The organism is Thioalkalivibrio sp. ALE30 (assembly GCF_000377465.1).
GTDB lineage: Bacteria > Pseudomonadota > Gammaproteobacteria > Ectothiorhodospirales > Ectothiorhodospiraceae > Thioalkalivibrio.
The window spans coordinates 223,484-248,955 of the sequence record NZ_KB898169.1 but is presented as its reverse complement, the minus strand read 5'-3'; the positions used below and the strand labels follow the sequence as shown (position 1 = coordinate 248,955).

Genomic DNA, 25,472 nt, shown 5'->3' with positions numbered 1-25,472 from the left:
TGGGGCTCAGCGGCCGTCTTGTTCGCGCTTGAAGCGCGTGAAGTTCTGGTCCTTGTAATGCCCCTCGGCTACGAACTCGCCCAGCTGGAGGAACTCGCGGACGTCGCGCGTGGCCCCGGTGAACCGGGCGATGGGTTCGCCCTCGAGGTTGAAGAACTGGAACACGGGCGTGGCGCGCACCCGGTAGTCACGGGTGGCCCAGTCCATTTGGGTCTTGGTCTCGCCCTCGAAGGTGACGATCTCGATGGCGCCCTCGACGTCGACGCTGAATACGAGAAAGTGCTCGCTGAAGTATTCCTGAACCTCGGGCTGGTTCAGCACCTGGTTCTTCATGCGGTGGCAGAACGGGCAGTCGGCCATCTCGAAGAAGATCAGGATGCCCTTCTTGCCGGCCGCGCGCGCCTCCTCCAGCTCCTCGGGGAACTCGCCGAAGGTCGGGTCGAAGAAGTGGTGTTCCGGATCGCGCGGGTCTTCCACGGCGGCGGTCGTCAGGGCCGGGACGAGGAAGGCCAGCAGGGCCAGCATCAGGATCGGTGTGCGCAGCATGGTTCGTTTGCTCTCCGGAATATCTCGTCAGGCGTATGCACCAAAGACGTGCGGAAGACTGGCTTAATTCCCTTCCCCTTGCAAGGACAAAACGGGTCGCGGCCAGCGCGTCCCGGTGTCAATGGTTTTTGGAGTATCCGCGTCGCACCGGGGTTCCAATCGACAGCACCCGGGGGGCATGTTCCAATAATCGGGCCTGATCTGCGGAACCCCCTCGATGCGCAACCCCCTCTTTCCCCTGTTCGTCTTTCTCGGTCTGGTACTGCTCGAGATCTTCGGCTTTGCCTGGGTGGGCGACGCCGTGGGCGCCCTGATGACGGTGGCGCTGGTGATTATCACGGCCGCGGCCGGGCTGCTGCTGTTCCGGTTGCAGGGTTTCTACCACTGGCGCCGTCTGCAGCAGAGCCTGGCGCGCGGGGAGGTGCCGGCGCGGGGTCTGGTCGAAGGCTGGCTGCTGATGAGCGCCGCCGTGTTGCTGTTGCTGCCGGGTTTTTTCACCGATGCCGCCGGCTTCGTGCTGTTGATCCCGCCGCTGCGGCGCTGGGCGGCGGACGGCATCCTGCGTCGCGGCATGGTCCGCGCACGTGGGGCTGGCCCTGGCGGCGCACAGGGCAGCGACACCATCGAGGGCGAGTTCCGCCGTCACGAGGACGGTGGCGAGCCGCCTGACGACCGGCTCGATCACGACGACCGTCGCTGATCTCCCCGCGGTCTCCGGATTTGTAACGCGCGCCCTTGACTCGCCTTTGTGTGCCCCTATTATTAGCACTCGTCAGGGGCGGGTGCTAACAGGGTGCCCGTCCGACACCCCAACTTTCCTGTTGCAGACACTTTATAAGGAGTTCGCACCATGAACCTGCGGCCTTTGCACGATCGAGTCATCGTGAAGCGTATGGAAGAAGAGCGCACCACCCCCGGCGGCATCGTGATCCCGGATTCCGCGGCCGAAAAGCCGATCCGCGGCGAGGTCCTGGCGGTGGGCAACGGCAAGATCCTGGATAACGGCGAGTCCCGTCCGCTGGACGTGAAGGCCGGTGACAAGGTCCTGTTCGGCAAGTACTCCGGCACCGAGGTCAAGGTCGAGGGCGAAGACGTCCTGGTGATGCGCGAAGACGACATCATGGCCGTCATCGAGGGCTGAGGCCCCGTCCCGCGTCCGTCTAACACGAATTTTCAGGAGTAGAACGAATCATGAGCGCTAAAGAAGTACGCTTTGGTACCGACGCCCGTACCCGCATGGCCAAGGGCGTGAACACCCTGGCCAACGCCGTGAAGGTCACCCTCGGTCCCAAGGGCCGCAACGTGGTACTGGACAAGGCCTTCGGCGCCCCGACCGTGACCAAGGACGGTGTGTCCGTGGCCAAGGAGATCGAACTGGAAGACAAGTTCGAGAACATGGGCGCGCAGCTGGTCAAGGAAGTCTCCTCGCAGACCTCCGACGCCGCCGGTGACGGCACCACCACCGCGACCGTGCTGGCCCAGTCCATCGTCCGCGAAGGCATGAAGGCGGTCACCGCCGGCATGAACCCGATGGACCTCAAGCGCGGTATCGACAAGGCCGTCAAGTCCGCGACCGAAGAGCTGAAGAAGCTGTCCAAGCCGTGCACCGAGCACAAGGCGATCGCGCAGGTCGGTTCGATCTCCGCGAACTCCGATACCGCCATCGGCGAGATCATTGCCGATGCGATGGACAAGGTCGGCAAGGAAGGCGTGATCACCGTCGAGGAAGGTTCCTCGCTGGAAAACGAGCTGGATGTCGTGGAAGGCATGCAGTTCGATCGCGGCTACCTGTCGCCCTACTTCATCAACAACCAGCAGAACATGAGCGCCGAGCTGGAGGATGCCTACATCCTGCTGTTCGACAAGAAGATCTCGAACATCCGTGATCTGCTGCCGATCCTGGAAGGCGTCGCCAAGGCCAACAAGCCGCTGCTGATCATCGCCGAGGACATCGAGGGCGAGGCCCTGGCCACGCTGGTGGTGAACTCCATGCGCGGCATCGTGAAGGTCGCCGCCGTGAAGGCCCCGGGCTTCGGCGATCGCCGCAAGGCCATGCTGCAGGACATCGCCGTGCTGACCGGTGGCCAGGTGATCTCGGAAGAGGTCGGCCTGTCGCTGGAGAAGACCACGGTGGAAGACCTGGGCCGCGCCAAGAAGGTGCAGGTGACCAAGGAAAACACCACGATCATCGACGGCATGGGCACCAACAAGGACATCAAGGGCCGTGTTGACCAGATCCGTGCGCAGATCGAGGAAGCGACCTCCGACTACGACAAGGAGAAGCTGCAGGAACGCGTGGCCAAGCTGGCCGGCGGTGTTGCGGTGATCAAGGTCGGTGCCGCCACCGAGGTCGAGATGAAAGAGAAGAAGGCCCGCGTCGAGGACGCCCTGCACGCCACGCGTGCGGCGGTGGAAGAAGGCGTGGTCCCCGGCGGTGGCGTGGCCCTGCTGCGTGCCTGCGCCGCGATCACCAAGCTCAAGGGCGACAACGAAGAGCAGACCGCGGGTATCAATATCTGCCGCCGTGCGATGGAAGAGCCGCTGCGCCAGATCGTCTACAACTCCGGTGACGAGCCGTCCGTGGTCCTGAACCAGGTCCTGGAAGGCAAGGGCAACTACGGCTACAACGCCGCCACTGGCGAGTTCGGCGACATGATCGACATGGGCATCCTGGATCCGACCAAGGTGACCCGTTCCGCACTGCAGAACGCCGCGTCCGTGGCAGCCCTGCTGATCACCACCGAGGCCATGATCGCCGACATCCCGAAGAAGGATGACGGTGGCGGCGCCGGTGGCGACGACATGGGCGGTATGGGTGGCATGGGCGGAATGGGAGGCATGGGCGGCATGATGTAAGCCGCGCCTTCTCCGTACATCGCCGATGTACCCGGGACCCCGCTTCGGCGGGGTCTTTTTGTCTGGCGAGACGATCGGCCCCAGTGTGGTCTCGTGGGTCGGCGCCGCGTCAGGGAACCCTTAATGCGACTGTGTGTCCCTTGAGATACGCGGGATCCCCGCAGGGGCTGTTGCAATGACGTGACAGTCCCGCCGAAAGTGGCTGGATCCCGGCCAGTTTGCGGAATGTGACGGCGTTGTGATGCCGATACAAAAATTGCGTCTCGTTGCGTGCAAAACCCGAACTTGTGTGCCAGTATCAGGGTACTGTAGAGGGCTTGGCGCAAGGAGCTCGCTGCTTTGGATTACGTATGCGCGTGCGACACTGGTTTCCGCACGACCGCAAACGGGGTCCGACGTCGATTGTTTTTACATGGAGGCTATGCAATGAATCATAAGCTCGTTAAGAATCTTCTGGCCGCGTCCGTGGCTTCGCTGGTGCTGGGCGCCGCCGGGCAGGTCGTTGCGCAGGAACCGCCGGCCGCGAACGTCACCGACCGCAGCGGCAAGGTCGTGGTCGATCGCTCTGGTGAGTGCGTGCGCACGCGTTCCTGGGCCCCGGAAAACGTGAAGTTCGAACAGTGCGCGGGCTACATCCAGGAAACCGCCGAAGCCCCCGAGCCCGAGCCCGCCGCTGCCCCGCAGCCGGAGCCGGAGCCGGAATTCACCACTACCACGCTGAGCGCCCAGGCGCTGTTCGACTTCGACAGCGCCGAGCTGCGCTCCGAAGGCCGTTCCGCCCTGCGTGACCTGGCCCGCAGCCTGACCTCGACCGACGTGCAGTACAGCGCCGTGCTGGTCGAAGGTCACACTTGCACTATCGGCCCGGCCGACTACAACCAGGGCCTGTCCGAGCGTCGCGCTGAGTCCGTGGCCGAGTTCCTCGCCTCCGAAGGCGTACGTCCGGATGCGATCCGTACCGTTGGCTATGGCGAAGACCGCCCGACCGCCGACAACTCCACCCAGGCCGGCCGTGAGGCCAACCGCCGCGTGGAAGTGACCTCCGACGTGCGCCAACGCGCCAACTAAGGTCACTCGCAACACCCCGACCGCCGGTTTTCCGGCGCGTCGGCACAGGGCCCCGCCTCGGCGGGGCTTTTTTGTGGGTGCTCCCCTGCCAGGTAACGGACAACCCTTTCCTGGCTCTTGGTGCCAGTGGGATTGGGCGACAGGACCTTCAGCCTGCATTAATCTTGCGTCCCTAGACTGGGTCCAGACATCTGGAGAGGCCGATCATCATGACGATCCATCGAATCCCGAGACGCAATACGTTCGCGGCCCTGCTGGGGGGCGTTACCCTGATGGCGGGCTTGCTGCTGACGACCCCCGCGGCCGCCGGCGGCGTGGAGCGCGCGACCGATCTGCGGGCCCTGGCCGGTAACGGTGATGGTCGGCCGACCGTGATCATGTTCGCGTCCAGTAGCTGCCCCTACTGTGACCGGGCGGAACAACAGCACCTGGGCCCGATGGCCGAGGATCCGGCCTTTTCCGGAGTGCATATCCGTAAGGTGATGCTGGACCGGGACGAGGTCCGCGACTTTGATGGCGAGACGCTGCCCGGGAATCGCCTCGGCCGGAATTACGGGGTGCGTGTCGTGCCGACCATCATGGCCTTCGATGCCGAGGGTCGTCCGGCCGGCACGCCGCTGGTGGGCATCCCCAACGAGCAGCTCTACCGTAGCCAGATCCGCACCCGCATCGAGGCGGCGCGCAACGGGGCCCGCGACGCCTCGGGCTAACAGAGAACTCTGGACGCCCACCGTGTCGGTTCGGCGTCGTGACGTGGGCGCGTTGGAGTGGATGCCTCACCGATCGCCACGTCGCTTCGCTCCTCGCGATGACCGGCGGTCAGCGCCGGCCTCGAGAAGATTCTCGGGGAGTAGTCGTGATTCGAGTGTCGGTCAGCCGTTGCGAGAAAGCGCGGTGTTTCGGTGAGCTTGGTGTGCTAATGCCTGCATCCGAACCGCTTTTTCTTCGTGCCTTCGTGTGCTTCGTGGTGAACAACACCTCGGGTTCCCAATCCACAGTGCCCTAGCGTTCGATGCGGTAGATCAGGTCGACGGACTGTTCCGTGGTGCCGGAGGCGGTTTCCACGCTCAGGTTGCGGGTCAGCTCATAGCGCAGCAAAACCTTCGAGGTGTTGTCGAACAACCCGATGGAGTAGCGCAGCAGGAGTCTTGGCGAGAGGTACAGACCCAGCGTCAGCGCGCTCTCGTCCAGCCCGCCCTCGGTATCCAGTTCCACCTCGTCCAGGCCCAGTTCGCGGCCGATGCGCTCGGTGATGACCGCACCCTGTTCCAGGCCGTAGGCCGCCGCGGCGGCGGCGATCATGTTGCCGTCCGATTGTGATGCGCCCGACAGGGGGCGACCGGTCAGCAGGAACGCCATCGCCTCGGTCTCGTCCATCGGCGGGTCGGAGATCACCCGCGAGCGCAGGTTGTCCGGCGTGCCGCGGATCTCCAGGCCGACCGTCACGTTGTACTCGCGCACGGTGCGCACCGCGCGCAGGTCCAGTTCCGGGGTTTCCGCCGGCCCCTGGAAGACAAGGCTGCCGCGTTCCACCCGCAGATCCTGGCCGTAGTCGCTGTATTGCCCCTCGGGGATGGTGATCTCGCCAAAGAGCTGGGTGGGCTGCCCGGTGATCTCCTCGACATCCACCTCGCCGGCGAAGCGCGCGGTCAGGCCGAAGCCGTCGAAGCGCACGTCGTCGCCCAGCCGGATCCGCATCCGGATGTCGGTCTTCAGCCCCTGGGCCTCCTGGATCTCCTCGCCGAGGATGACCTCGTCGCCGGAGACCCGGATCGCGCCTGGCGGCAGGTCCGGCGGGCGGATGCGCGCCCAGGGCAGGAACACCTCGCCGCGCACGCGAATGCCGTCAGCGGGGGTGAAGACCAGCTGCAGGTCCGGTGTGATGCGGGCCTCCGCGTCCACCCGGTTGACCACCAGGAAGTCCGTGCCGGCCAGATTCAGTTCGGCGCGCGGGCCGTCGTCCCCGAGATCGACCCGGCCGTCGAGGTCGATGCCGCCATCGCCCGACTCCAGCCGCCCGGCGAGCGTCAGCTCCTCGGCCGACACCACGCGGGCCGTGATCTCGGGGATCACGACGTCGATACCCGCGTCCGGGATCAGCACGCCCCCGTCGCGGAAGGCCACCTCACCCTCCACCAGCGGTGCGTCGAGGCGGCCACCAAAGTCCAGGCGGGCGTCCAGCGACCCTCTCAGGCGCTGGATCTCGGGGCTCAGGGCGGCCAGCCACGCCAGGTCCTCGAGGCGCGCGACAAAGTCACCGTCCAGGCGCAGGTCCTCGCCGTCCGGGCGCAGGCGGATGTCGCTGCGGGCGGTTCCGCCCTCCAGGAAGTCAAGGCGCAGGGCGGCGTCCACGTCGCGGTCGCGTACCCGGGCGCTCAGGCGTACGTCGCGGTAGGGGACTTCCTCGAGATCCCCGTCCTCGTCCCGCACGATCAGGTGGCCGTCGGTCGGCGTCACGGCCAGGTCGGCCGCCAGGGTGCCGTCGGGCTCGAGGCGGCCGCTGGCGTCGGCGTTCAGCTCGCCGGCGATGGCCAGTTCCGGCGGCAGGAAGGGTTCCAGCCACGCCAGGTCCAGGGCCCGGATGTCGGCATCGAATTCCGCCCCTGCGGTGCCGCTCCAGCGGGCCTCGGTACACAGGCGCGCGTCGTCCCGCGCCAGGCACAGGCGCTCCAGCCGCGCCTGCTCGGGCCCGCCCTCCAGCGCGACCGGCTCGGCCAGGTGCCAGGCCCCGGCGGCGGGCTGGTCCAGGTCCAGTCGTGCGAGCTGTCCGCTCCAGTGCAGGGTCTCGGGGTCCAGGCCGCCGCGCAGCGCCAGTTCCAGTGAACCCAGGTCTGTCGCATCTGCGGCGAGGGTGACGCGGTGTTCATCCACGCGGCCGGAGGCGTCCAGCCGCAAAGACTCCACCCGCGTACCGTCGCCCGGTTCGAGCCCGCTCAGGCGCAGCTCGATCTCGGCGGGTGCGGCCACCTCGAGGCTCGCATCGGCCTGCAATTCCAGCCGTTCCAGGGTGATGTCCGCCAGTCGCAGGCCGGCGCCGCTGCCGCGCGCCGCGACGCGCGGACGCTCGGGGTCCCCCGTGATACGCGCATCCAGTTCCAGTCGGCCGCCAAGGTCGGGCCAGGCCCGGTCCAGCTCCGGTGCATCCAGTTGCAGTTCGAAGTCGAGGGCGTCGGTCCACTCGCCGCGGGCGCTCAGCGTGTTGCGCCCCAGTGCCAGGTCCAGGCGGTCCACGCGCAGGTGTTCGCCCTCCAGCGCGAGTTCCGCCTGACCGGAAACGGGCTGTTCGCGCAGGCGGCCCTCCAGGCGCTGTAGTCGGGCCTGGAGGCGCGGGCGGCCGTCGGCGTCCAGGTGTCCCTCGCTGGTCAGGGCCAGCGTGAGCTGGCCGGGGAGCTCGGCGGCCACCAGTGACGGGTCCAGCCTCTCGCCGTCCAGCGCGAGATCCCACGCCAGGCCTTCGGTCCAGTCGAGGTCGCCGCTCAGGGCCAGCCGCGCACCCGTGTCGGCAGCGAGCTGCAGCCGTTCGATCTGGCCACCGGTCTCGCTCAGCGCGACCCGGGCGTCACCCGTGATGTCGATCCCGCGCAGGCGGGCCTGCAGCGGGGCCAGCTCGAGCTGCGCGGCGAGGCCACCGCTGGCGGGTGCGTAGTCGCCGTCCAGTGCCACGCGCAGTTGTTCGATGCGGCCGTCCAGCTCCGGGTGCAGGCGTGCCAGTTCCGGGGCCGCGAGGTCCAGCCCGAGGTCGAAGGCGATGCGGTGATCGGGATCGGTCAGGTCGCCGGCCAGGCCCGTGGCCGCACCCGCCAGATTCAGCCGCGCGAGGTCGCGGATGGCCAGGCGGGTGTCCTCGATGCCGGCCTCGCCATCGGCCACCCATGCGTTCAGGCTCCCGCTGAGCGGCTGATCCTCGAAATGTCCTTCCAGTTCGGTGACGCTCGCGCGTGCCTCCAGGGCGGCCAGGGGCGGGGCGTCGGTCCCCAGCGGCAGGTGACCCTGCAGCTGCGCCTTCAGATGCTCGATCCCGGCATCCACGTCCAGACCCAGCGGCGTCGGCGTCAGCTGATGGGCCTCCAGGGTCAGGTCCCAGTCCAGGGCGTCGTCGAAGCGGACCGGGCCGGACAGGGCGATCCCACCGGCTTCGGAAGCGATCTCGAGGCCGTCAAGCTGCAGCGATTCGAGGTCTCCCCGTGCACGGGTGCTCACGGCGATGCGTGGCCAGGGTGCGAGGGCGGCGGCCGTGTCGATCTCCAGGGCCCAGGCCTCCGGTGTGCCGTGCACCTCAAGGCGCCCGGCTTCTATGTCAACGTGCAGTTCCGGATCGAGGTGGTAGGCGAAGGGCTGCCACTGCGCGGTCAGTTCCAGCTCCGGCGTGGCGAACAGTTCGCGGGCGCTGGCATGCAGGCGCAGCTCGATGCCGGCGCGCAGGTCATGGTCCACCTGTACGCGTTCCCGCAGGGCCCCGGTGACCCGCAGCTCGCCGTGTACCTCGTCGGTTCCCAGGCCCTCGGCAGCCGTCTCGGGCAGGGGGGCCTGCCACTGGCCGCGCAGCTCGAGCGGATAGTCCCCGTCGGTCTCTATCTCCCCGGTCAGTCGGGCGCGGATCTCTGGCATATCCAGTTCCAGCGCCTGCAGCTCGACCCGCGAACCGCGCGCCCGGGCGCCGGCCGTCAGGCGGGTGATGGTAGCCAGTGGCTCACCGGTCTGAAGGATCTCCAGATCCTCGACGAGTAGCTGGCCCAGGCGCACTGCCAGCGGTAGCCGGATGGATTCGGGCAGTGCGAAGGGTTCATCGTCGGAGGCCGCCTCGGGGTCGGGCGACGGTAGATCGACGCGCATGCCCGTGGCGGCCAGCACCTGGATGTTCAGTTCCCCGCGCAGCAGGCTGCGGGCACTGACGCCGATGCGGCCCGCGGGCAGATCGATCTCCGGGCCATCGGGGAGCGCCAGGTACAGGCCGTGCAGCCGCAGTTCGGTAAACAGCGTTCCCTCGACCCGGTCGATGCGCAGCTCGACCGGGGCCAGGCGCTCGCCCTGGGCGGCCAGCCAGCGGGTACCGGAATCGGTGGCGAGCAGGGCGCCGAGGGTCCCCAGCAGGACGATCACCAGGGTCAGGAGCGTGGACAGCCCCCACAGGCTGGCGCGCAGAACGGACTTCACAGGTCCGGCCCCATGGAGAAGTGGATGCGGAAGTCGTCTTCCGAATCCGGGCCGTGGGCCAGGTCCACGCGGATGGGACCGACCGGGGAGCGCCAGCGCACGCCGATCCCGACCCCGTAGACCGGGTCGAATTCGTCCCACTCGTTGACCACGTTGCCGGCGTCCACGAAGGCCGCGGCGCTCCAGTTGCCGACGACCGGGTAGTCGTACTCCAGGCTTCCAACCACCTTGTGGCGCCCGCCGATCACATCGCCGTCCTCGTTGCGCGGGCCGACCCGCTGATAGCCGTAGCCGCGGATACTGGCGTCACCGCCGGCGTAGAAGCGCAGGGAGCTGGGGAGCTCCTGCACCGCGTCGACCTCGGTGAAACCGGCGTCCGCGCGCGCCAGTACCCGTCCGGGGCCGAGGCCGCGCACGATCTTGCCGCTGGCCAGTACCTGCGCAAACGAGGTACTGGACAGGATCTCCTCGCGCGCGCCCTGCACGGTGGCCTCGAAGCGGTAGCCGCGCCGCGGGGTCATCGGATCGTCCGCATCCATGCGGCTGATGCGGTAGGACGGGATCAGCAGCTGGCTGCGGCCGCTGTCGTCCTCGCCGGCGGTGTAGTCCTCGTATTCGTAGCGCAGCCCCTCGGTGGTCTGCCAGCCACTGCGGCGCTGCAGGATACGGTTGGCCCCGATCTGGAAGCGGTCGGATTCCTGGGTGTCCGTCTTTTCCGTGCGGTAGGTGGTGAACAGGTTCAGGCGTTCACGCAGCGGGTCGCGCAGCGGGATCTCGTAGTTATAGCCGATGCCGGATCGCACCGGGGACGCCTCGATCTCGGCCTGGTAGCGGTGGCCCCGGGTGTTGGCGTAGCGATGTTCGTAGCGCAGGCGGATGCGCGGTCCGATATCGGTGGAGTAGCCGATGCCGGCCTCGTAGCTGTGGCGTTTGCGTGGTTCCAGCTCCGCGAGGATCGGGACTTCCAGCCCGTCCGCCGCATCGCGCTGCGGGCGCACGCGGACGCCGCCGAAGTAGCCGCTGTCGTTCAGGTTGCGTTGCAGTGCGATGATCTGCGCCGAGCTGTACGGGTCGCCGGCCTCGAAGGGCACCATGCGCTGGACGAAGTCGTCGGCGAGGATGTCCTGATCGATACGGACCTGGCCCATGCGGTAGCGATCCCCGGTCTCCATGTGCAGGCGGATGGTGGCGGCGCGCGCGTCGCGGTCTACCTCGAGGCGCCGGGTGTGGAGATCGGCGTCGAAGTAGCCGCGATCGGCGGCGATCCGCGTCATGCGGTTACGCAGGGCCTCGTAGCGGTCGTGGCGCAGGGTGTCACCCACGCGGATCTCGGTCTGGCTGCGCACGGCCTCGAAGCCCAGGTCGTCGGCCCCCTCGCCAGTGATCTGGATATCGATCCGCTCGACCGTGGTGGGTGGCCCGGGGTCCAGGGTGATACGGACGTCCCAGCAGTCCTCGCCGCTCTCGAAGTCCAGCTCCAGCTCGGCGTCGTAGAAGCCGATGGCGCGCAGGGCGTTGCGGGCGCGTTCCTCGGTGTCGCGCAGGACCCGGCGTTCGCGAAACCCCGGCAGGTCGCAGGGGTGCCGCGCCAGGTTGATGCTGTTGCGGATGTTCTCGCGCTGGGCGTCGGTTCCGCCCTCGATCTGCAGACCCGGGGTGGCGCCATTCTCGGCGGCGGCCGGGCTTGCCAGGCCCGCGAGCGCCAGCATTACCAGTGCGACCCCGCCGACGCGCGACAGGGCTAACCGGCGAATGAACAGGGCGCGGAGACGGGTCATGGAACGATGATAGCGGTTGCGAAGCGGGGCGCGTGTGAGGATCGGAACGCGCCAACTCACGCGAGTTCCCGCCCGCCCGACCGGCCGTTGCGTTACGCCGGCGGCGGATCAGGTCGCCGGGCAGTCCACCCCGCTGCCCCGCGAGAACACCACCAGGTGGGTGAAATCGAGACGCAGGCGTACGTGTTCGCCGATCACGAAGTTGTCGTGGGACGGGGCCATGCACAGCACGCTGAGCCCGTCCGGCAGACGCAGGGTGTAGAGGAAGTCCGCTCCGCGGAAGGCCTTGTCGAGGATCTCGGTGCGGATGGTGCCGGCCTCGTTGTCGATCGCGATGTCGTCCGGGCGGACCAGGACATCCACGGCCGTGCCGGGCGGCAGCTGCTCCGACAGAGTCCCCTCGATCTCGCCGAAGGCGGTATCCACCACATGCTCGGCGCAGACCATGCCGGGGATCAGCGTGCCCTCGCCGACGAAGTCGGCGACGAAGCGATCCGCCGGGCGGTGGTAGAGGTTGTAGGCGGTATCCCACTGGGCCACGCGGCCCTGGTGGATGACCGCGATGCGGTCGGCGAAGGCGAAGGCCTCGTGCTGGTCATGGGTGACCAGGATGGCGGTGGTGTTCTCCGCGCGCAGGATACGCCGCACTTCGCGCGCGAGCTCGCTGCGCAGCTCCACGTCCATGCTGGAGAAGGGCTCGTCCAGCAACAGCAGTTTGGGCCGCGGGGCCAGGGCCCGGGCCAGCGCGATGCGCTGCTGCTGGCCGCCGGACAGGGCATGCGGGAAGGACTCGCCATAGCCCGACAGGCCCACCAGCTTGAGCAGCGAGCGGATGCGCTCGTCGCGATCCTCGCGGCCCCAGTGGCGAATGCCGAAGGCGATGTTGTCGGCCACGCTCAAGTGCGGGAACAGGGCGAAGTCCTGGAACACCATGCCGACCCCGCGCTTCTCCGGCGGCACCGTGCCCCGGGCGTCGCTGACGCTGCGCCCGTCCAGCTGGATGCTGCCGGCCATCAGCGGCTCGAACCCGGCGATGGCGCGCAGGAGCGTGGTCTTGCCGCAGCCGGAGGGGCCCAGCAGGCACCCGATCTGGCCCTTGGGCAGGGCCAGCGATACCTGGTGTACCACGGCGGTGCCGTCGTAGCCGATGTCCACCTGATCGAGGGCGATCAGCGGCGTGTGAGGCACCTGCAGGCTGGTGTCGATGGGCTGGGTCATGGCGGGCTGGGTCATGGGGAATTCGTCGTGCCTGCGGGCATGGCGAGGGGTTTCTGCGGCGGCTGTTCGTCCGCCGCGCGGGTCGGGCCCTGCTGGCCGGGGCGCGAGCGGCCGATGGTCACGGACAGCAGGATAACGGGAACCAGGCCCACCAGCACGATCGCCAGTGCGGCGGAGGAGGATTCGGCCAGGCGTTCGTCGCCGGCCAGCTCGAAGGCGCGCACCGCGAGGGTGTTGAAGTCGAACGGGCGCAGGATCAGCGTGGCGGGCAGCTCCTTGAGTACGTCGACGAACACCAGCAGCAGCGCGGTCAGCAGGGTGCCGCGCATGATCGGCAGGTGCACCCGCGTCAGGGTCTGCAGGGGGCGCATCCCGAGCGAGCGGGCGGCGTCATCCATGCTCGGCTGGATCTTGCCCAGCCCCGCCTCGACCGTCTGCAGCGAGACCGCCAGGAAGCGCACGGTGTAGGCGAACAGCAGGGCGAAGACGGTACCCGACAGCAGCAATCCGGTGGACAGCCCGAAGGTGTCGCGCATGAAGCCGTCCAGGGCGTTGTCGAACGCGGCGAACGGGATCATCACCCCGATCGCGATCACGATGCCGGGCACCGCATAGCCCATCCCGGCGACGCGTACAGCGGCGTTCGTGAAACGACCGCCTTCCATGCGCCGGGCATAGGCAAGGAGCAGGGCCAGGGCGACGGCGATCACGGCAGCCGCGATCGCCAGCCAGAAGCTGTTGAAGACCAGGCGCCCGAAGGCCGGGTTCATCCAGTGGTCGGTGGTCTGCATGGTCCACAGGCCGAGCTGGAGGGCCGGCAGCAGGAAGCCCAGCAGCACTGGCAGCAGGCAGCCGACGAAGGCCGCGGCCCCCTTCCAGCCGCGCAGTTGATAGCGCGGAAGGGTGGAGTAGCGGCGGCTGGTGTGATGGAAGCGTGCCCGAGCCCGGGACCAGCGTTCCAGCACGATCAGCACGAAGACGAAGGTCAGCAGTACGGCCGACAGCTGGGCGGCGGCGGCCGGGTCGCCCAGGCCGTACCAGGTGCGGAAGATCCCGGTGGTGAAGGTGCTGACGCCGAAGTAGGCGACCGTGCCGTAGTCGGCCAGGACCTCCATCAGGGCGAGGGTCAGTCCGGCGATGATGGCCGGGCGCGCGAGCGGCAGGGCGACCCGGCGAAAACCGCCGAACGGGCCGGCGCCCAGGGTGCGGGAGACCTCCAGAACGCACACCGACTGTTCCAGGAAGGCGGCCCGGCTGAGCAGGTAGACATAGGGGTACAGCACCAGTGTGAGCATGGCCATGGCGCCGCCGAGCGAGCGGATCTCGGGGAACCAGTATTCGCCGTAGCCCAGGCCGGTCAGGTCGCGGATCAGCACCTGTACCGGGCCGCTGAAATCCAGCATGCCGGTATAGGTATAGGCAATGATGTAGGCCGGCATGGCCAGCGGCAGCATCAGCGCCCACTGGAAGATGCCGCGCCCGGGAAAGTCGCAGACGCTGACCAGCCAGGCCACCGGCACCCCGATCAGCAGGACCCCGATACCGACCCCGATCAGCAGCGCCAGGGAATTGAACACGTAATCCGCGAGGACAGTCTCGCGCAGATGGGTCCAGACCTCCCCGGCGGGGATGAATACGTGCCCGAAGATGACCAGGATCGGCAGGGCGAGGGTCAGCGCCACGACGAGGGCAATCGCCGTCCACGGACTCGACGGCAGGCGCCGGCGGGTCGCGTGGGGTGCCGCTGGGGCGGCCGTACTGGTCGTCTGTGCGCTCATGGAGTGCGAATAGTAAAGGTTCTTGTTTCGAATACCACTATGGCCGCTTCAGGACTGGCGGATTAACGCCGGCGCGATGGCGGGCTCTTTGCATCCGAGTCTCCGATGTCTTCCGGAGTGCAAACAAAACGCCCCCGGAGGGCCGGGGGCGAGTGGGGGTACATAGTGTGATGGGGCAGACTCAGCGCCAGCGGGCCCGATCCATCACGCGCACGGCCTCGGCGTTGTGGTTGCCCAGCCGGTAGAGCTCGATGTTGTCGGCCTTGAAGTCGCCGAATCCCTGAAGGATCTCGCTCGCCGGGACGTCGTCGCGGATCGGGTACTCCTGGTTGACCTCGGCGTACCACTCCTGGGCCTCGGTGGCGGAGAGGAACTCCAGCAGGCGGATCGCGTTGTCCCGGTTCGGGGCGTGCGCGGTGACACCGGCGCCGCTGATGTTGACGTGCGTACCGCGGTCGTCCTGGTTGGGCCAGAAGACGCCGATCTGTTCGGCGACTTCGCGGTCACGCCCTTCGCCGTCCAGCATCAGGCCCAGGTAGTAGGTGTTGGCGATCGCGATGTCGCAGACCCCGTCGGCCACCGCGCGGATCTGGTCGCGATCTCCGCCCTGCGGCTGGCGCGCCATGTTGGCGACGATTCCGTTGGCCCACTCCTGGGCGGCGTCGGTGCCCTCGGTCGCGATCATCGCGGCCACCAGCGACTGGTTGTAGACGTTGCTGGAGGAACGGATGCAGATGCGGCCTTCCCATTGGCTATCGGTCAGGGCCTCGTAGGTCGACAGCTCGGAGGGGTCGACGCGATCCTTGTGATAAAGGATCGGGCGGGCCCGCGAGGACAGGCCGAACCACAGCCCGTCGGGGTCGCGATAACGTTCGGGGATGTTCTCGTGCAGCACCTCGGACTCGATTCCCTGCAGCACGCCGGCCTCGCGGGCCTGATGCAGGCGCGCCGCATCCACGGTGATGAAGACATCGGCCGGGGAGTTGCGGCCCTCGTGGCGCAGGCGCTGGAGCAGGCTGTCCGCACCGCCGGTCACCAGGTTGACCTGAATGCCGGTCTGATCGGTGAAGTCGTCGAGCAGCGGCTTGATCAGGTTCTCCTGGCGCGCCGAATAGAGGTTGACCTCGTCCTGATCGGCGGGGCTGCAGCCGACCAGCGGCATGCTGACGGCGATGGCCGCGGCGGTGCCGATCAGCCAGGCAAGTGGACGAAGCGTCATGGTGCGGTTCCTCATTGAACAATGGTCAGGTATTGGTATCTAGTAGACGAGAACGATTGTTATTTGTGTTCTCATCCCGTGTCAATACCCATTGGGTCGGCGGCGCGCTGGGCCGGGCACCCAATCGGGTGCAACGCTGATAGGCTTGGCACATGGACAAGCCTCTGCCCGAATCCCCCGCGTCCCTGCCCGCGTCGTTGCAGCAGGAGGTTCGCGACCTGCTGGCCGAGCTGGATGAGAAATGCGCCTGGCCGGATACCTTCCTCGCGGCGACGCCCGTGGCGCTGGCCTTCAGCCATTACCTGGCGCAGACGGTGCGCCAGCACCCGGAATACCTGCTCGAGGCCCTGGACCCGGAGGGCCGGGTGGCGGCCTGTGACGATGCCGCTTTCGAACGCACCCTCCAGGCGCGACTGGAGGGTGCCGCCGACGAGGCCGCGCTGCGGCATGTGCTGCGCGAGACCCGGCATCGCGAGATGATCCGCGTGGCCTGGCGCGATCTGTCGGGCCAGGCAGGCCTCGACGAGGTGATGCACGACCTGAGCCGGCTGGCCCGATCCCTGATCGAGGGCGGGCTGCAGTGGCTGGACCGGCACTTGCAGGAGCGTTACGGCCAGCCCCGCGGGCCGGCGGGCGAGGCCCAGTCCATGGTGGTCCTGGGGCTGGGCAAGCTGGGGGGCGGCGAGCTCAATTTCTCCTCCGACATCGATCTGATCTTCGCCTTCGAGGAGGCGGGCGAGACCGATGGCGAACGGGTGATCGAGAACCAGGCGTTTTTCCAGCGCCTGGGGCGGCAGTTGATCGCGGTGCTGTCGGATGTGACCGCGGATGGCTTCTGCTATCGCGTGGACATGCGCCTGCGTCCCTTCGGCGATTCCGGCCCGCTGGTGATGCACTTCGACGCCATGGAGGACTACTACCAGGCACACGGGCGCGAGTGGGAGCGCTACGCCCTGATCAAGGCCAGCCCGCTGGCGGGCGACCCCGAGGCCGGCGCGCGGCTGATGCGGCGGCTGCGCCCGTTCATCTATCGGCGTTACCTGGACTACGGCACCCTCGCCAACCTGCGCGAGCTGAAGCAGATGATCAACGACGAGTCGGCGCGGCGCGGCCGGTTCGAGGACGTGAAGCACGGCGAGGGCGGGATCCGTGAGGTCGAGTTCATCGCGCAGTCGTTCCAGCTGATCCGGGGCGGACGCGACCAGGCGCTGCAGCGTCGCGACCTGCTGGGCGTGATGGGGGTGCTGCGCGAGCGCGAGCTCCTGCCGGCCTACGCGGTCGAGCAGCTGGAGCGTTCCTATCGCTTCCTGCGCCGCGTGGAGAATCGCCTGCAGATGCTGAATGATCAGCAGACGCACCGCCTGCCCTCCAACGGGGATGACCGCCACCGCCTGGCGCTGTCGCTGGGTTTCGACGACGAGGCCGCGTTCGAGATGGCGCTGCTGCGCGAGCAGCGGCGGGTGCATGCCCACTTCGAGCAGGTCTTCAGCGCCCCGCAGCGCGCGGACGGGGCGGCCATGGAGGCCTCGCCGGAGGCGGATCGCGAGCAGCAGCTGAATCGTCTCTGGCAGGGCGCGCTCCCGGAGGATGACGCCCGCGCGGTACTGGAGACGATGGACTTCCAGCATGCGGACGAGGCCCTGCGCGGCATCGCCGATCTACGCGAGAGCCCGGGCGTGCGTGCGATGAGCGTGACCGGGCGCCAGCGGCTGGACCGCCTGATGCCGCTGCTGATCGGGGCCATCGCGGAGATGGAGGCCCCGGATGCGGTGCTGCCCCGGGCCCTGCAGATGGTGCGCACCATTGCCCGGCGTTCGGTCTACCTGTCGCTGCTGGTGGAAAACCCGCTGGCGCTGTCCCAGTTGGTGAAGCTGGTGGCCGCCAGCCCGTGGATCAACGAACAGCTGACCCGGCATCCGGTGCTGCTGGACGAGCTGCTGGATCCGCGTGCGCTCTACGCACCGCCGGATCGCGACGGGCTGCGCGAGGAGCTGGAGGCCGAACTGGCGCAGTTTCCCGAGCAGGACCACGAACAGATGCTGGACCGCCTGCGGCAGTTCAAGCAGGTGCAGACGCTGCGCGTGGCGGCCGCCGACATCATGGGCTTCCTGCCGCTGATGAAGGTCTCCGATCACCTGACCTGGCTTGCCGAGGTCCTGCTGGAGCGGGTGCTGCAACTGGCGTGGGAGAAGATGGTCGAGCGCCACGGCGAGCCGCAGTGCGGGGCGTCGGACGCGCGGCGGGTGGCGCGCTTCGCGGTGATTGGCTACGGCAAGCTGGGCGGCTTCGAGCTGGGCTACGGTTCGGATCTGGACGTGGTGTTCCTGCACGACAGTGAAGGGGACGAAGCGCAGACGGCGGGCCCGAAGGTGATCGACAACACCGAGTTCTTCGCGCGGGTGGCCCAGCGGGTGGTGCACCTGCTGGGGGCCTTTACCCCGGCGGGCCGCCTGTACGAGGTGGATACCCGGCTGCGGCCCAGTGGCACGGCGGGATTGCTGGTCAGTGGCCTGCAGGCGTTCCGGCGCTACCAGGACGAGTCCGCCTGGACCTGGGAACACCAGGCGCTGGTGCGGGCCCGCTTCGTGACCGGCGATGCCGAGCTGGGCGAGCGCTTTCACGCCCTGCGCCGCGAGGTCCTGACCCGCGAGCGCGACGCCGGGGCGCTGCGGGCCGAGGTCGTCGAGATGCGCGATCGCATGCTGGCGGAACACGCCTCGAAGAAGGGCCAGGGCTTCCATCTCAAGCGCGACCGTGGCGGTATCACTGATATTGAATTCATGGTTCAATACTGGGTTTTGGTATCCGCGCACGAGCACCCCGCCGTCTGCGACTGGCCGGACAAGATCCGCACGCTGGAGGCGCTCGGGCGCGAGGGTGTGATCGACGCGAGCCTGAGCGCGGCGCTGGCGGATGCCTACCGGGATCTGCGCAATCGCATCCACCGCCTCACGCTGGCGGGGTCGGATGCCCGAGTCGAGGCGCCCGACGACGCGCTCTGCGCCGTGCGCGATCGCGTGATCGAAGCCTGGAATGACCTGTTCGGCGAGCCGCAAACGGCCGCGAACCAGAACGCATAGAGGAACAAGACGATGTCGATGGCCGACCGCGACGGGGTGATCTGGCTGGACGGGCAGATGGTGCCCTGGCGCGAGGCGCAGACCCACGTACTGACCCACACCCTGCACTACGGCATGGGGGTGTTCGAGGGCGTGCGCGCCTACAAGACCGCGCGGGGCCCGGCGATCTTCCGCCTGCAGGATCACACCCGACGGCTGTTCAACTCGGCCAAGATCGTCGGGATGACCATCCCCTACACCGCCGAGGCGCTGAACGAGGCGCAGATCGCGTCCGTGCGCGACAACGGACTGGAAAGCGCCTACCTGCGGCCGATGTGTTTTCTCGGCTCCGAGGGCATGGGGCTGCGCGCCGACAACCTGCTGGTGCACGCGATGGTCGCGGCCTGGCACTGGGGCAGCTACCTGGGCGACGAGGGGATCGAGAAGGGAATCCGCATCCGCACCTCTTCCTACAGCCGCCACCACGTGAACGTGACCATGTGCAAGGCCAAGGCCAACGGCAACTACATGAACTCCATGATGGCCCTGCAGGAGGCCACCCGCTGCGGCTACGACGAGGCCATGCTGCTGGATACCGAGGGCTTCGTGGCCGAGGGCAGTGGCGAGAACATCTTCATCGTGCACGACGGCGTGCTGTTTACCCCGGACCTGACCTCCGCGCTGGACGGCATCACCCGCCGCACGGTGATCGAGCTGGCGCGTGAGGAGGGGCTGGAGGTCATTGAGAAGCGAATCACCCGCGACGAGGTGTACATTGCCGACGAGGCCTTTTTCACTGGCACCGCCGCCGAGGTGACCCCGATCCGCGAGGTCGACGATCGCCCGATCGGCACCGGCACCCGCGGCCCGATCACCGAGCGCCTGCAGTCACGCTACTTCGACGTGGTGCAGGGGCGCGACAGCCGCCACGAGGGCTGGCTGACCTTCGTCTGAGGCGCCCGAATTTTCCGTCAACCGGAAGCGAGAAGAATCATGGTGAATCCCGATACCGCCCACCATCAGGACCAGTACCAGACACCGAACGCGCAGACCGAGATCACGGTCACGCGCAAGGACCTGCCGCTGCACTGCCCCACGCCCAAGATGGCCCTGTGGGCCTCGCACCCGCGTGTCTTCCTCCCGATCGACGAGACTCCGGACGGCCGCTTCCAGTGCCCCTACTGCGGCACCCAGTTCATCCTGAAGGACGATTGAGCCACCGGTTGCCGGTTGCGTACCGTTTGGTGCGTAGTAGATTTCAGGCGCTCATTCTCCGGTGCCGGCCTGTGGGGTCCTGTTCTGATTGGGGCCGGCGCAATGCGCCGCAGTTGGTGCGTGCGTATCACGAGTCTGCCCCTGTCCAGCGTTGGTGACTGTTCCACTCCCTCCGGGTTTGTCTCGCTCCCGAGGGTATGGATGTAGCTGCCGTGATTTTTTCGGTCTGGCGCTCGCACACCAAAAGGTAAGATTTTCTGGTGCTCGTTTCCGTGAGGCATTCGGATGGCGGCACTACCGGCATGAGGCTGCGTGGCGATGCAGGAAATCCGCACACTGCAAATCATTGGCAGTAAGAAGCTGGGCGGCGCGGAAGGGTTTTTCATCCGTTTGCATGATGCCTTCAATCGCGCCCCAGGTCTGTCTTCTGTTGCGGTCACGCCCCCGGCCAGTGCGTTGAATGCGAGCTTGACGCCTCCGGCCGAGACCAGCGCCATGCGCAGCGTCTACGACCCCTTTTCCCGCCTGGCCCTGGCGCGTCTGATTCGGCGTTCCCGGCCGGATGTCGTGCAGACCTGGATGGGGCGTGCGACCCGGTCCGTGCGCCTGAAACCTTCTCGGCTCCCCGTGCATGTGGCCCGGCTTGGCGGATTTTACGAGCCGAACCGATACCGTCATGCCCACGCGCTCGTCGGGAATACCCGGGCGATCTGTGATTTTCTGGTCGAGTCAGGTATCCCGGCGTCACGGGTCTCTTGCATTGGCAATTTCGTGACCATGCCTCCCCCGATCAGTGAGTCCCAGTCGCTGGCGTTGCGGCGCGAGCTGGGTATTCCGGCTGATGCGCTGATTGTGTTTTCTCTTGGTCGCCTGCACGAAAACAAGGGCTTCGATACGCTCATTCGTGCCATCGAACGTCTCCCGTCCGCCGCGGCTGGGCGGCCGGTTCACCTGTTGCTGGCGGGCGATGGGCCATTGAGGACCGAACTGCAGACCCAGGCCAGAGATTCCGGGGCGGCCAGCCGGATCCATTGGCTGGGCTGGCAACAAAATCCGAGCCCCTATTTTTATCTGGCGGATCTTTTGGTGTGCCCCTCGCGGCATGAGCCGCTGGGGAATGTTCTGCTGGAGGCCTGGGCACATCGTTGTCCGGTCGTCTCAACCCGGACCCATGGTGCGCTGGAGCTCATCGAGGACGGGGTTTCTGGCCTGCTGTGCGATATCGACGATCCCGAGCAGATGACCGCGCAAATGCAGACCCTCTTGCAGGCTGCGCCTGCGCAGCGTGAGGGGCTGATCGCGCAGGGCCTGCGTACGCTGGATACGCGCTTTAGCGAACGGGCCGTTGTGCAGGCCTATCGGGGCCTGTATCAGAAGCTATTGGAGAAATTTCGCTGAATGTGTGGCATCGCCGGGGTGTATACGCCAGGTCGTCCGGTCTCGTTGCCTGCTGTCATGCCGATGTTGCAGGCATTGGCGCACCGAGGCCCCGACGGGCAGGGCCACTTTGTCGACAAGGATGTCGCGCTGCTGCATGCGCGCTTGTCGATCATCGATCTGGAACAGGGCAGGCAGCCGCTGTTCAGCCAGAGCCGCGAGCGCATCCTGGTGGCCAATGGCGAGGTCTACAACCACCCGGAGCTACGCCGGTCTCTGTGTTCCGAAGGGGTAAGGTTTTCCACCCAGTCCGATTGTGAGGTGATTCTGCCGCTGGCCGAGCGAGACCCGGAGGGCTTCGCCACTCACCTGAAAGGCATGTTTGCGCTGGCGTTGTTTGATCAGACGGCCCGCTGTCTGACGCTGGTGAGGGATCGTTTCGGTATCAAGCCTTTGTACTACATGGAGGTGCCGGGCGGCATCGCGTTTGCTTCGGAAACGAAAGCCCTCTTGCCGCTGCTGGGGCGCGCTCCGGAAGTCGAGGATCCCGCGGTTGGGCGGTTTCTTCAGGTCAACTTCGCAAGTGGGGACCAGACCGCATTCCGCAGGATCAAGCGCGTCCCCCCGGGTGGGCGCCTGACTGTCGATTCCCACGGGAAGGTTGCGCTCTCGGCCTGGTGGCGCCTGGCGGACGAGGTTGCTCTCCAGTCTGCATTCACCGGACAACTCACCGATGCCGTCGAGTGCTTTGACCAGTTGATGCATCGTGCTGTGACCGAGCACTTGCGTGCAGACGTTCCCGTCGGTCTGTTTCTGTCAGGGGGTGTCGATTCCAGTATCCTGGCGATGCAGCTAGCGCGGCAGCCCGCTCAGGCCGGTCGGCCGAAGGCCTGGAGCATGGGGTTCGAGACCCAGTCGGTACAGGATGAGGCGGTCGCCGCGATGGAAATCGCGCAGACCTGCGGCATCGAGCTGAAGCTGGTCCGTGCGAACCCGATCGCCCTGTTCGACCATCTGGTGTACGCGACCTGGGCGGCGGACGAGCTGATGGGCGATTTCGCCTCCCTGCCGACCTTGCTTCTGGCGGCCGAAGCGGCTTCGTCGTCACACAAGGTTGTGCTGACCGGAGAAGGCGGGGATGAAGTCTTCGCAGGCTATGGGCGCTACCGGATGCCGCGCTTGCAGCGCTGGCTGTATTCGCTTCGCGCCCCGGGAAGCGGCGGCTTTCGCACACGCGGGCGATTTGACAAGGCGTTGCCAGCGGCCTTGCTGAGGCAGGGCTGGGGGCGGCGGATGAACAAATCCTGGCGAGCACCTTTTAAGCAAGCGTGGCGGGAGACGCCGGGGTTTGATGACCTGCAAAAGCGGCAGCTCACCGATATGCAGACGTGGCTGGCCGACGATCTGCTTACCAAGGCCGACCGGATGTTGATGGCGCAGGGTGTAGAGGGCCGCGTACCTTTCCTGGACCACGAGCTGGTCTTGTTCGGTTTGTCCCTGCCGGCCTCTATGAAGATTCAGAGGCGTATCGGCAAGCAGGTGCCCCGTGCCTGGCTACAGGCACACGCGGGCGTGAACTCGATGGGGCGCAAGCGGGGGTTCTCGGTGCCCGTCGTGGATTGGGTGCAGTCCCTGGATCGTAAGCAGCTACTGCAGGCCCTGACCCGGTCAGTCGCTCTGCAGCCGCTACTGGATCCCGAGGCCCTGGCATCCAGCCTGAAAGTCCCGGGGCCGCTCGACAGACGACTGGTTGAGCCTCTGGCTGCGCTCGTGCAGTTCGCGATCTGGTCCAGGCTATTTATCGAGCGCGCGGGCGAAGCGCCGCCCAGGCAGGTTGATCCAGTCGCCTGGCTGCTGGAATGAGGGCGGGCGATTGACCTCGCCTAAAAGCGCGCCGTAAACCCGGGCCGCACCTTGGTTAGTGGTCAGTCTTCAGTCGATTCCCTGGATTCTTGGGCCAGGAGCTCTTCTGACCGGGTCCAGTAGGTGTCGATCCAGCTGGCTGGTCGAATCTTCTTGTAGAGCCTTTTTCTCCAGCGCTTTTCTGGCCACTTGCCCTGGAGCGCGTCCGGTGGGTTCGGCGAACCGGGGAATGCAACCACCCTTGCGCCTTCGGGGATCGCGGGCGTGCGCCAAAGGCGCATGGGCCAGGCCGGTACGCAATGCACCTTGAACAGGACACACCAGGCATCCGGCCAGAACTGCAGCGAGTCGATCTCGCGGCTGATGAAGGTCTGCTCGTTACGGTAACGCTCGAGATAGTGTGGAAAGTCGTCAAGAAGCCTCTCGAGCAAATAGCCGTGGGTGTTCATCCGGAACCGAAAAACCGAGGTGTTTCCGATGCCCTTGCCGCGCTGGGTCCAGTTTTGCATGACCACGAACGGGTGATCAGCTTCGTAGTCGAACAACGGGTCGAGCCTCCCGGTCACAACGACATCCAGATCGAGGAATAACCACTCCCCTTCCAGACCTGAGAGCGACGCGGGCTCGAGGTAAAGCGCCATTTTTCGCCACGTCGTATTGCGCCATGGTTCCGGAATTTCGATCTCGGGGCACGGGTGCGTCTCGATCTCTTCGCGTATGCCCTCCGAATCGTCTGTAAGGCAAACGAAACGCAGAGGGCCGCTCACCTGTCGACGCACACTCGCATACAGCCGGTTTACGTATTCAGGGCCGTACATAGTCCCCCATTTCATGCAGAGCACCTGTCTGGGGCGCGATGCGGAGGGATCGGGGCTTCGGCTTTTCTGTTCCATGGATTGGAAATCCTTGTGGGACGAGTGATTATGCTGTTGCCGCTCGTGAGGTCCAGCCACGAATTGTCGCCTAAAGACCGCTAGGTGTCAGGCCCTTCAAGAGGATGGATGGGGGATCTTCCGGTATGGTGTGTCGCTGCCTGCAGATTGGACTAAGGATGCGCGGGGTATGGACGGAGTAGTTGGGCAGCGCGACTGGCGCCTCGTGTCTGTGGTTGGACTTGTGGCGCTGGCATTTTTCCTTTTGCCGTTTGGTACCGGGGTATTTGTTCCTCTGGCCATCCTTGCTCTTGCGGGCATGGGGCTGCTTGTTACGCACCTTGGGGCGCTATGGCGGGATCGATGGGTCCGATGGGCGCTGGTGCTTTTGCTGGCTCTTTGGGTACCTCAGTTACTCGCTTTGACTGTTGCGGTTGATTTTGATCGCGCTATGCGCACCGCAATGACTTACCCCCTCTTTGCAATTTCCATCATCCCGCTCCTTTGGGTGGCTCGCCGCTGCGACTTGACGAACACGCTTCTGTACGCAGTGCTGGCACTTGCGGTTTTCTGGTCCCTGGATGGGATTCTTCAATTCCTTTCAGGCAGTAACATCTTCGGCTACCCATACGACGGTCGTCGCATTGACGGTCTGTTCCATCCGAATATGCGCTTGGGGATTGTGCTGGCACATCTCCTGCCATTTGTTCTGGAGGCGTCTCGACGGCTGTCCTCGTCCAACCGGCTCGCAGCGTTTCTGCCTCTGGTGGTCGTGATCGCCATCCTGCTTTCGGGGTCGCGCGCAAGCATGTTGGCGGCGGTTATTACGCTGTCTGCGTACGGAGTTTTTCTGGTCTGGTTTTATCGCCTGCGAGTGCGCACGATTTTCGCGTTGCTAGCGGCTCTGGCCCTAGGTGTGGCAGCCGCCCTTTGGGCTTCTCCCGAAACCCGTGATCGTCTGGGCGTGATCTCCGGCATGGCGGATCTGAGCGTTGAGGGACTGGATGCGGCGACCGCTCAGCGGGGCACCATCTGGCTGGCTTCCTGGCGGGTGGTCAAAGATGAGCCGCTACTTGGGGTGGGGGTGCGTGGCGTGGAGCCAGTTGCGAAAGAGAGGGGGTATGCCGATATGCCCTTCTCGCACGTCCATCTGTATTTTCTAGATGTATGGGTTTCCACGGGTTTGGTTGGGCTTGTTGCCTATTTGACGGCCTTGCTCGGCGTTCTCCTCGCGTTGTGGCGTAACGCTAGAGCCACCGAGGTGAATGTTCCGCTGCTGGTGACTGCGGGGGTAGCCATTTTTTCCGCTCTCAATCCAGTGAATGTCCATTGGACAGTCTATAGCTCGTATACCGCGGCGGTTCTCTGGCTTGTGTTAGCACTTGCCCTGGCGCCGCTAATACACGGAAACCATCGGGAAGTTGTTCGGGGGCGGCCCTCTTGATGTGCTGTTTCATCCGGGTGTGGGC

The 25,472-nt window shown here is 66.3% G+C and carries 18 protein-coding genes; 11 read left to right on the top strand and 7 right to left on the bottom strand.

Annotation, left to right across the window (positions count from 1 at the left end):
- Positions 1–6: 6 nt before the first annotated feature.
- Positions 7–546: a thioredoxin family protein gene (locus D107_RS0104250; protein ID WP_018865888.1), complete on the bottom strand. Its 540-nt coding sequence runs from the start codon at positions 544–546 to the stop codon at positions 7–9.
- A gap of 217 nt (positions 547–763) precedes the next feature.
- Here D107_RS0104250 and D107_RS0104245 point away from each other — a divergent pair, with 217 nt between their 5' ends.
- From D107_RS0104245 to D107_RS0104225, 5 genes are all read left to right on the top strand, one after another.
- On the top strand, positions 764–1,246 hold the full coding sequence (locus tag D107_RS0104245) for an FxsA family protein (RefSeq protein ID WP_018865887.1): 483 nt from the start codon (positions 764–766) through the stop codon (positions 1,244–1,246).
- A gap of 150 nt (positions 1,247–1,396) precedes the next feature.
- Complete coding sequence (gene groES, locus D107_RS0104240) at positions 1,397–1,687, top strand: co-chaperone GroES (protein WP_017942807.1); 291 nt, start codon at positions 1,397–1,399, stop codon at positions 1,685–1,687.
- A 50-nt stretch (positions 1,688–1,737) separates the two neighbouring features.
- Entirely contained in the window at positions 1,738–3,402 is a 1,665-nt protein-coding gene (gene groL, locus D107_RS0104235) for a chaperonin GroEL (protein WP_018865886.1), read from the top strand.
- A gap of 426 nt (positions 3,403–3,828) precedes the next feature.
- Positions 3,829–4,470 (top strand): OmpA family protein, encoded by a 642-nt coding sequence (locus D107_RS0104230; protein WP_018880853.1) that lies wholly within the window; start codon positions 3,829–3,831, stop codon positions 4,468–4,470.
- A gap of 209 nt (positions 4,471–4,679) precedes the next feature.
- Positions 4,680–5,180 (top strand): thioredoxin fold domain-containing protein, encoded by a 501-nt coding sequence (locus D107_RS0104225; protein ID WP_018880852.1) that lies wholly within the window; start codon positions 4,680–4,682, stop codon positions 5,178–5,180.
- Between the two features lie 292 nt (positions 5,181–5,472).
- Here the strand turns inward: D107_RS0104225 and D107_RS0104220 are convergent, their stop codons facing one another.
- The 5 genes from D107_RS0104220 to D107_RS0104200 form a co-directional block, all read right to left on the bottom strand.
- Complete coding sequence (locus D107_RS0104220; protein WP_026280742.1) at positions 5,473–9,612, bottom strand: translocation/assembly module TamB domain-containing protein; 4,140 nt, start codon at positions 9,610–9,612, stop codon at positions 5,473–5,475.
- An 8-nt stretch (positions 9,613–9,620) separates the two neighbouring features.
- Entirely contained in the window at positions 9,621–11,444 is a 1,824-nt protein-coding gene (locus D107_RS0104215; RefSeq protein ID WP_038035156.1) for an autotransporter assembly complex family protein, read from the bottom strand.
- A gap of 66 nt (positions 11,445–11,510) precedes the next feature.
- A complete protein-coding gene (locus tag D107_RS0104210) occupies positions 11,511–12,620 on the bottom strand; it encodes an ABC transporter ATP-binding protein (RefSeq protein ID WP_038028334.1) in 1,110 nt (369 codons plus the stop codon).
- 11 nt (positions 12,621–12,631) lie between these two features.
- Positions 12,632–14,398 carry an iron ABC transporter permease gene (locus D107_RS0104205; protein WP_038028299.1) on the bottom strand — a complete coding sequence of 589 codons (1,767 nt, stop codon included), beginning with the start codon at positions 14,396–14,398 and terminating at the stop codon, positions 12,632–12,634.
- Positions 14,399–14,579: 181 nt separating this feature from the next.
- The gene (locus D107_RS0104200) at positions 14,580–15,617 is read right to left on the bottom strand and encodes a Fe(3+) ABC transporter substrate-binding protein (protein WP_018876013.1); all 1,038 of its coding nucleotides are present in this window, start codon (positions 15,615–15,617) and stop codon (positions 14,580–14,582) included.
- A gap of 152 nt (positions 15,618–15,769) precedes the next feature.
- On the opposite strand from D107_RS0104200, the gene glnE reads away from it, so the two are divergent.
- From glnE to asnB, 5 genes are all read left to right on the top strand, one after another.
- The gene (glnE, locus tag D107_RS0104195) at positions 15,770–18,697 is read left to right on the top strand and encodes a bifunctional [glutamate--ammonia ligase]-adenylyl-L-tyrosine phosphorylase/[glutamate--ammonia-ligase] adenylyltransferase (RefSeq protein ID WP_026280741.1); all 2,928 of its coding nucleotides are present in this window, start codon (positions 15,770–15,772) and stop codon (positions 18,695–18,697) included.
- 12 nt (positions 18,698–18,709) lie between these two features.
- Positions 18,710–19,630, top strand: a complete 921-nt coding sequence (locus D107_RS0104190) for a branched-chain amino acid transaminase (RefSeq protein WP_018865877.1) — start codon at positions 18,710–18,712, stop codon at positions 19,628–19,630.
- Positions 19,631–19,669: 39 nt separating this feature from the next.
- Positions 19,670–19,891, top strand: coding sequence for a zinc-finger domain-containing protein (locus D107_RS0104185; protein ID WP_018876015.1), 222 nt, complete (start codon positions 19,670–19,672; stop codon positions 19,889–19,891).
- A 318-nt stretch (positions 19,892–20,209) separates the two neighbouring features.
- Positions 20,210–21,289, top strand: a complete 1,080-nt coding sequence (locus D107_RS0104180) for a glycosyltransferase (protein WP_018880848.1) — start codon at positions 20,210–20,212, stop codon at positions 21,287–21,289.
- Complete coding sequence (gene asnB / locus D107_RS0104175; RefSeq protein WP_026280740.1) at positions 21,290–23,131, top strand: asparagine synthase (glutamine-hydrolyzing); 1,842 nt, start codon at positions 21,290–21,292, stop codon at positions 23,129–23,131.
- A 62-nt stretch (positions 23,132–23,193) separates the two neighbouring features.
- On the opposite strand, the gene D107_RS0104170 is transcribed toward asnB, so the two are convergent.
- A complete protein-coding gene (locus D107_RS0104170) occupies positions 23,194–24,024 on the bottom strand; it encodes a hypothetical protein (protein WP_231373768.1) in 831 nt (276 codons plus the stop codon).
- A 169-nt stretch (positions 24,025–24,193) separates the two neighbouring features.
- On the opposite strand from D107_RS0104170, the gene D107_RS0104165 reads away from it, so the two are divergent.
- On the top strand, positions 24,194–25,447 hold the full coding sequence (locus tag D107_RS0104165; protein ID WP_018880845.1) for an O-antigen ligase: 1,254 nt from the start codon (positions 24,194–24,196) through the stop codon (positions 25,445–25,447).
- The last annotated feature ends 25 nt before the right edge of the window (positions 25,448–25,472 follow it).

What these genes read in the sequence shown, in the direction of transcription:
- D107_RS0104250 (WP_018865888.1), bottom strand. Translation starts at nt 546, where the DNA reads ATGCTGCGCACACCGATCCTGATGCTGGCCCTGCTGGCCTTCCTCGTC.
- D107_RS0104245 (WP_018865887.1), top strand. Translation starts at nt 764, where the DNA reads ATGCGCAACCCCCTCTTTCCCCTGTTCGTCTTTCTCGGTCTGGTACTG.
- groES (WP_017942807.1), top strand. Translation starts at nt 1,397, where the DNA reads ATGAACCTGCGGCCTTTGCACGATCGAGTCATCGTGAAGCGTATGGAA.
- groL (WP_018865886.1), top strand. Translation starts at nt 1,738, where the DNA reads ATGAGCGCTAAAGAAGTACGCTTTGGTACCGACGCCCGTACCCGCATG.
- D107_RS0104230 (WP_018880853.1), top strand. Translation starts at nt 3,829, where the DNA reads ATGAATCATAAGCTCGTTAAGAATCTTCTGGCCGCGTCCGTGGCTTCG.
- D107_RS0104225 (WP_018880852.1), top strand. Translation starts at nt 4,680, where the DNA reads ATGACGATCCATCGAATCCCGAGACGCAATACGTTCGCGGCCCTGCTG.
- D107_RS0104210 (WP_038028334.1), bottom strand. Translation starts at nt 12,620, where the DNA reads ATGACCCAGCCCATCGACACCAGCCTGCAGGTGCCTCACACGCCGCTG.
- D107_RS0104205 (WP_038028299.1), bottom strand. Translation starts at nt 14,398, where the DNA reads ATGAGCGCACAGACGACCAGTACGGCCGCCCCAGCGGCACCCCACGCG.
- D107_RS0104200 (WP_018876013.1), bottom strand. Translation starts at nt 15,617, where the DNA reads ATGACGCTTCGTCCACTTGCCTGGCTGATCGGCACCGCCGCGGCCATC.
- glnE (WP_026280741.1), top strand. Translation starts at nt 15,770, where the DNA reads ATGGACAAGCCTCTGCCCGAATCCCCCGCGTCCCTGCCCGCGTCGTTG.
- D107_RS0104190 (WP_018865877.1), top strand. Translation starts at nt 18,710, where the DNA reads ATGTCGATGGCCGACCGCGACGGGGTGATCTGGCTGGACGGGCAGATG.
- D107_RS0104185 (WP_018876015.1), top strand. Translation starts at nt 19,670, where the DNA reads ATGGTGAATCCCGATACCGCCCACCATCAGGACCAGTACCAGACACCG.
- D107_RS0104180 (WP_018880848.1), top strand. Translation starts at nt 20,210, where the DNA reads ATGCAGGAAATCCGCACACTGCAAATCATTGGCAGTAAGAAGCTGGGC.
- asnB (WP_026280740.1), top strand. Translation starts at nt 21,290, where the DNA reads ATGTGTGGCATCGCCGGGGTGTATACGCCAGGTCGTCCGGTCTCGTTG.
- D107_RS0104170 (WP_231373768.1), bottom strand. Translation starts at nt 24,024, where the DNA reads ATGGAACAGAAAAGCCGAAGCCCCGATCCCTCCGCATCGCGCCCCAGA.
- D107_RS0104165 (WP_018880845.1), top strand. Translation starts at nt 24,194, where the DNA reads ATGGACGGAGTAGTTGGGCAGCGCGACTGGCGCCTCGTGTCTGTGGTT.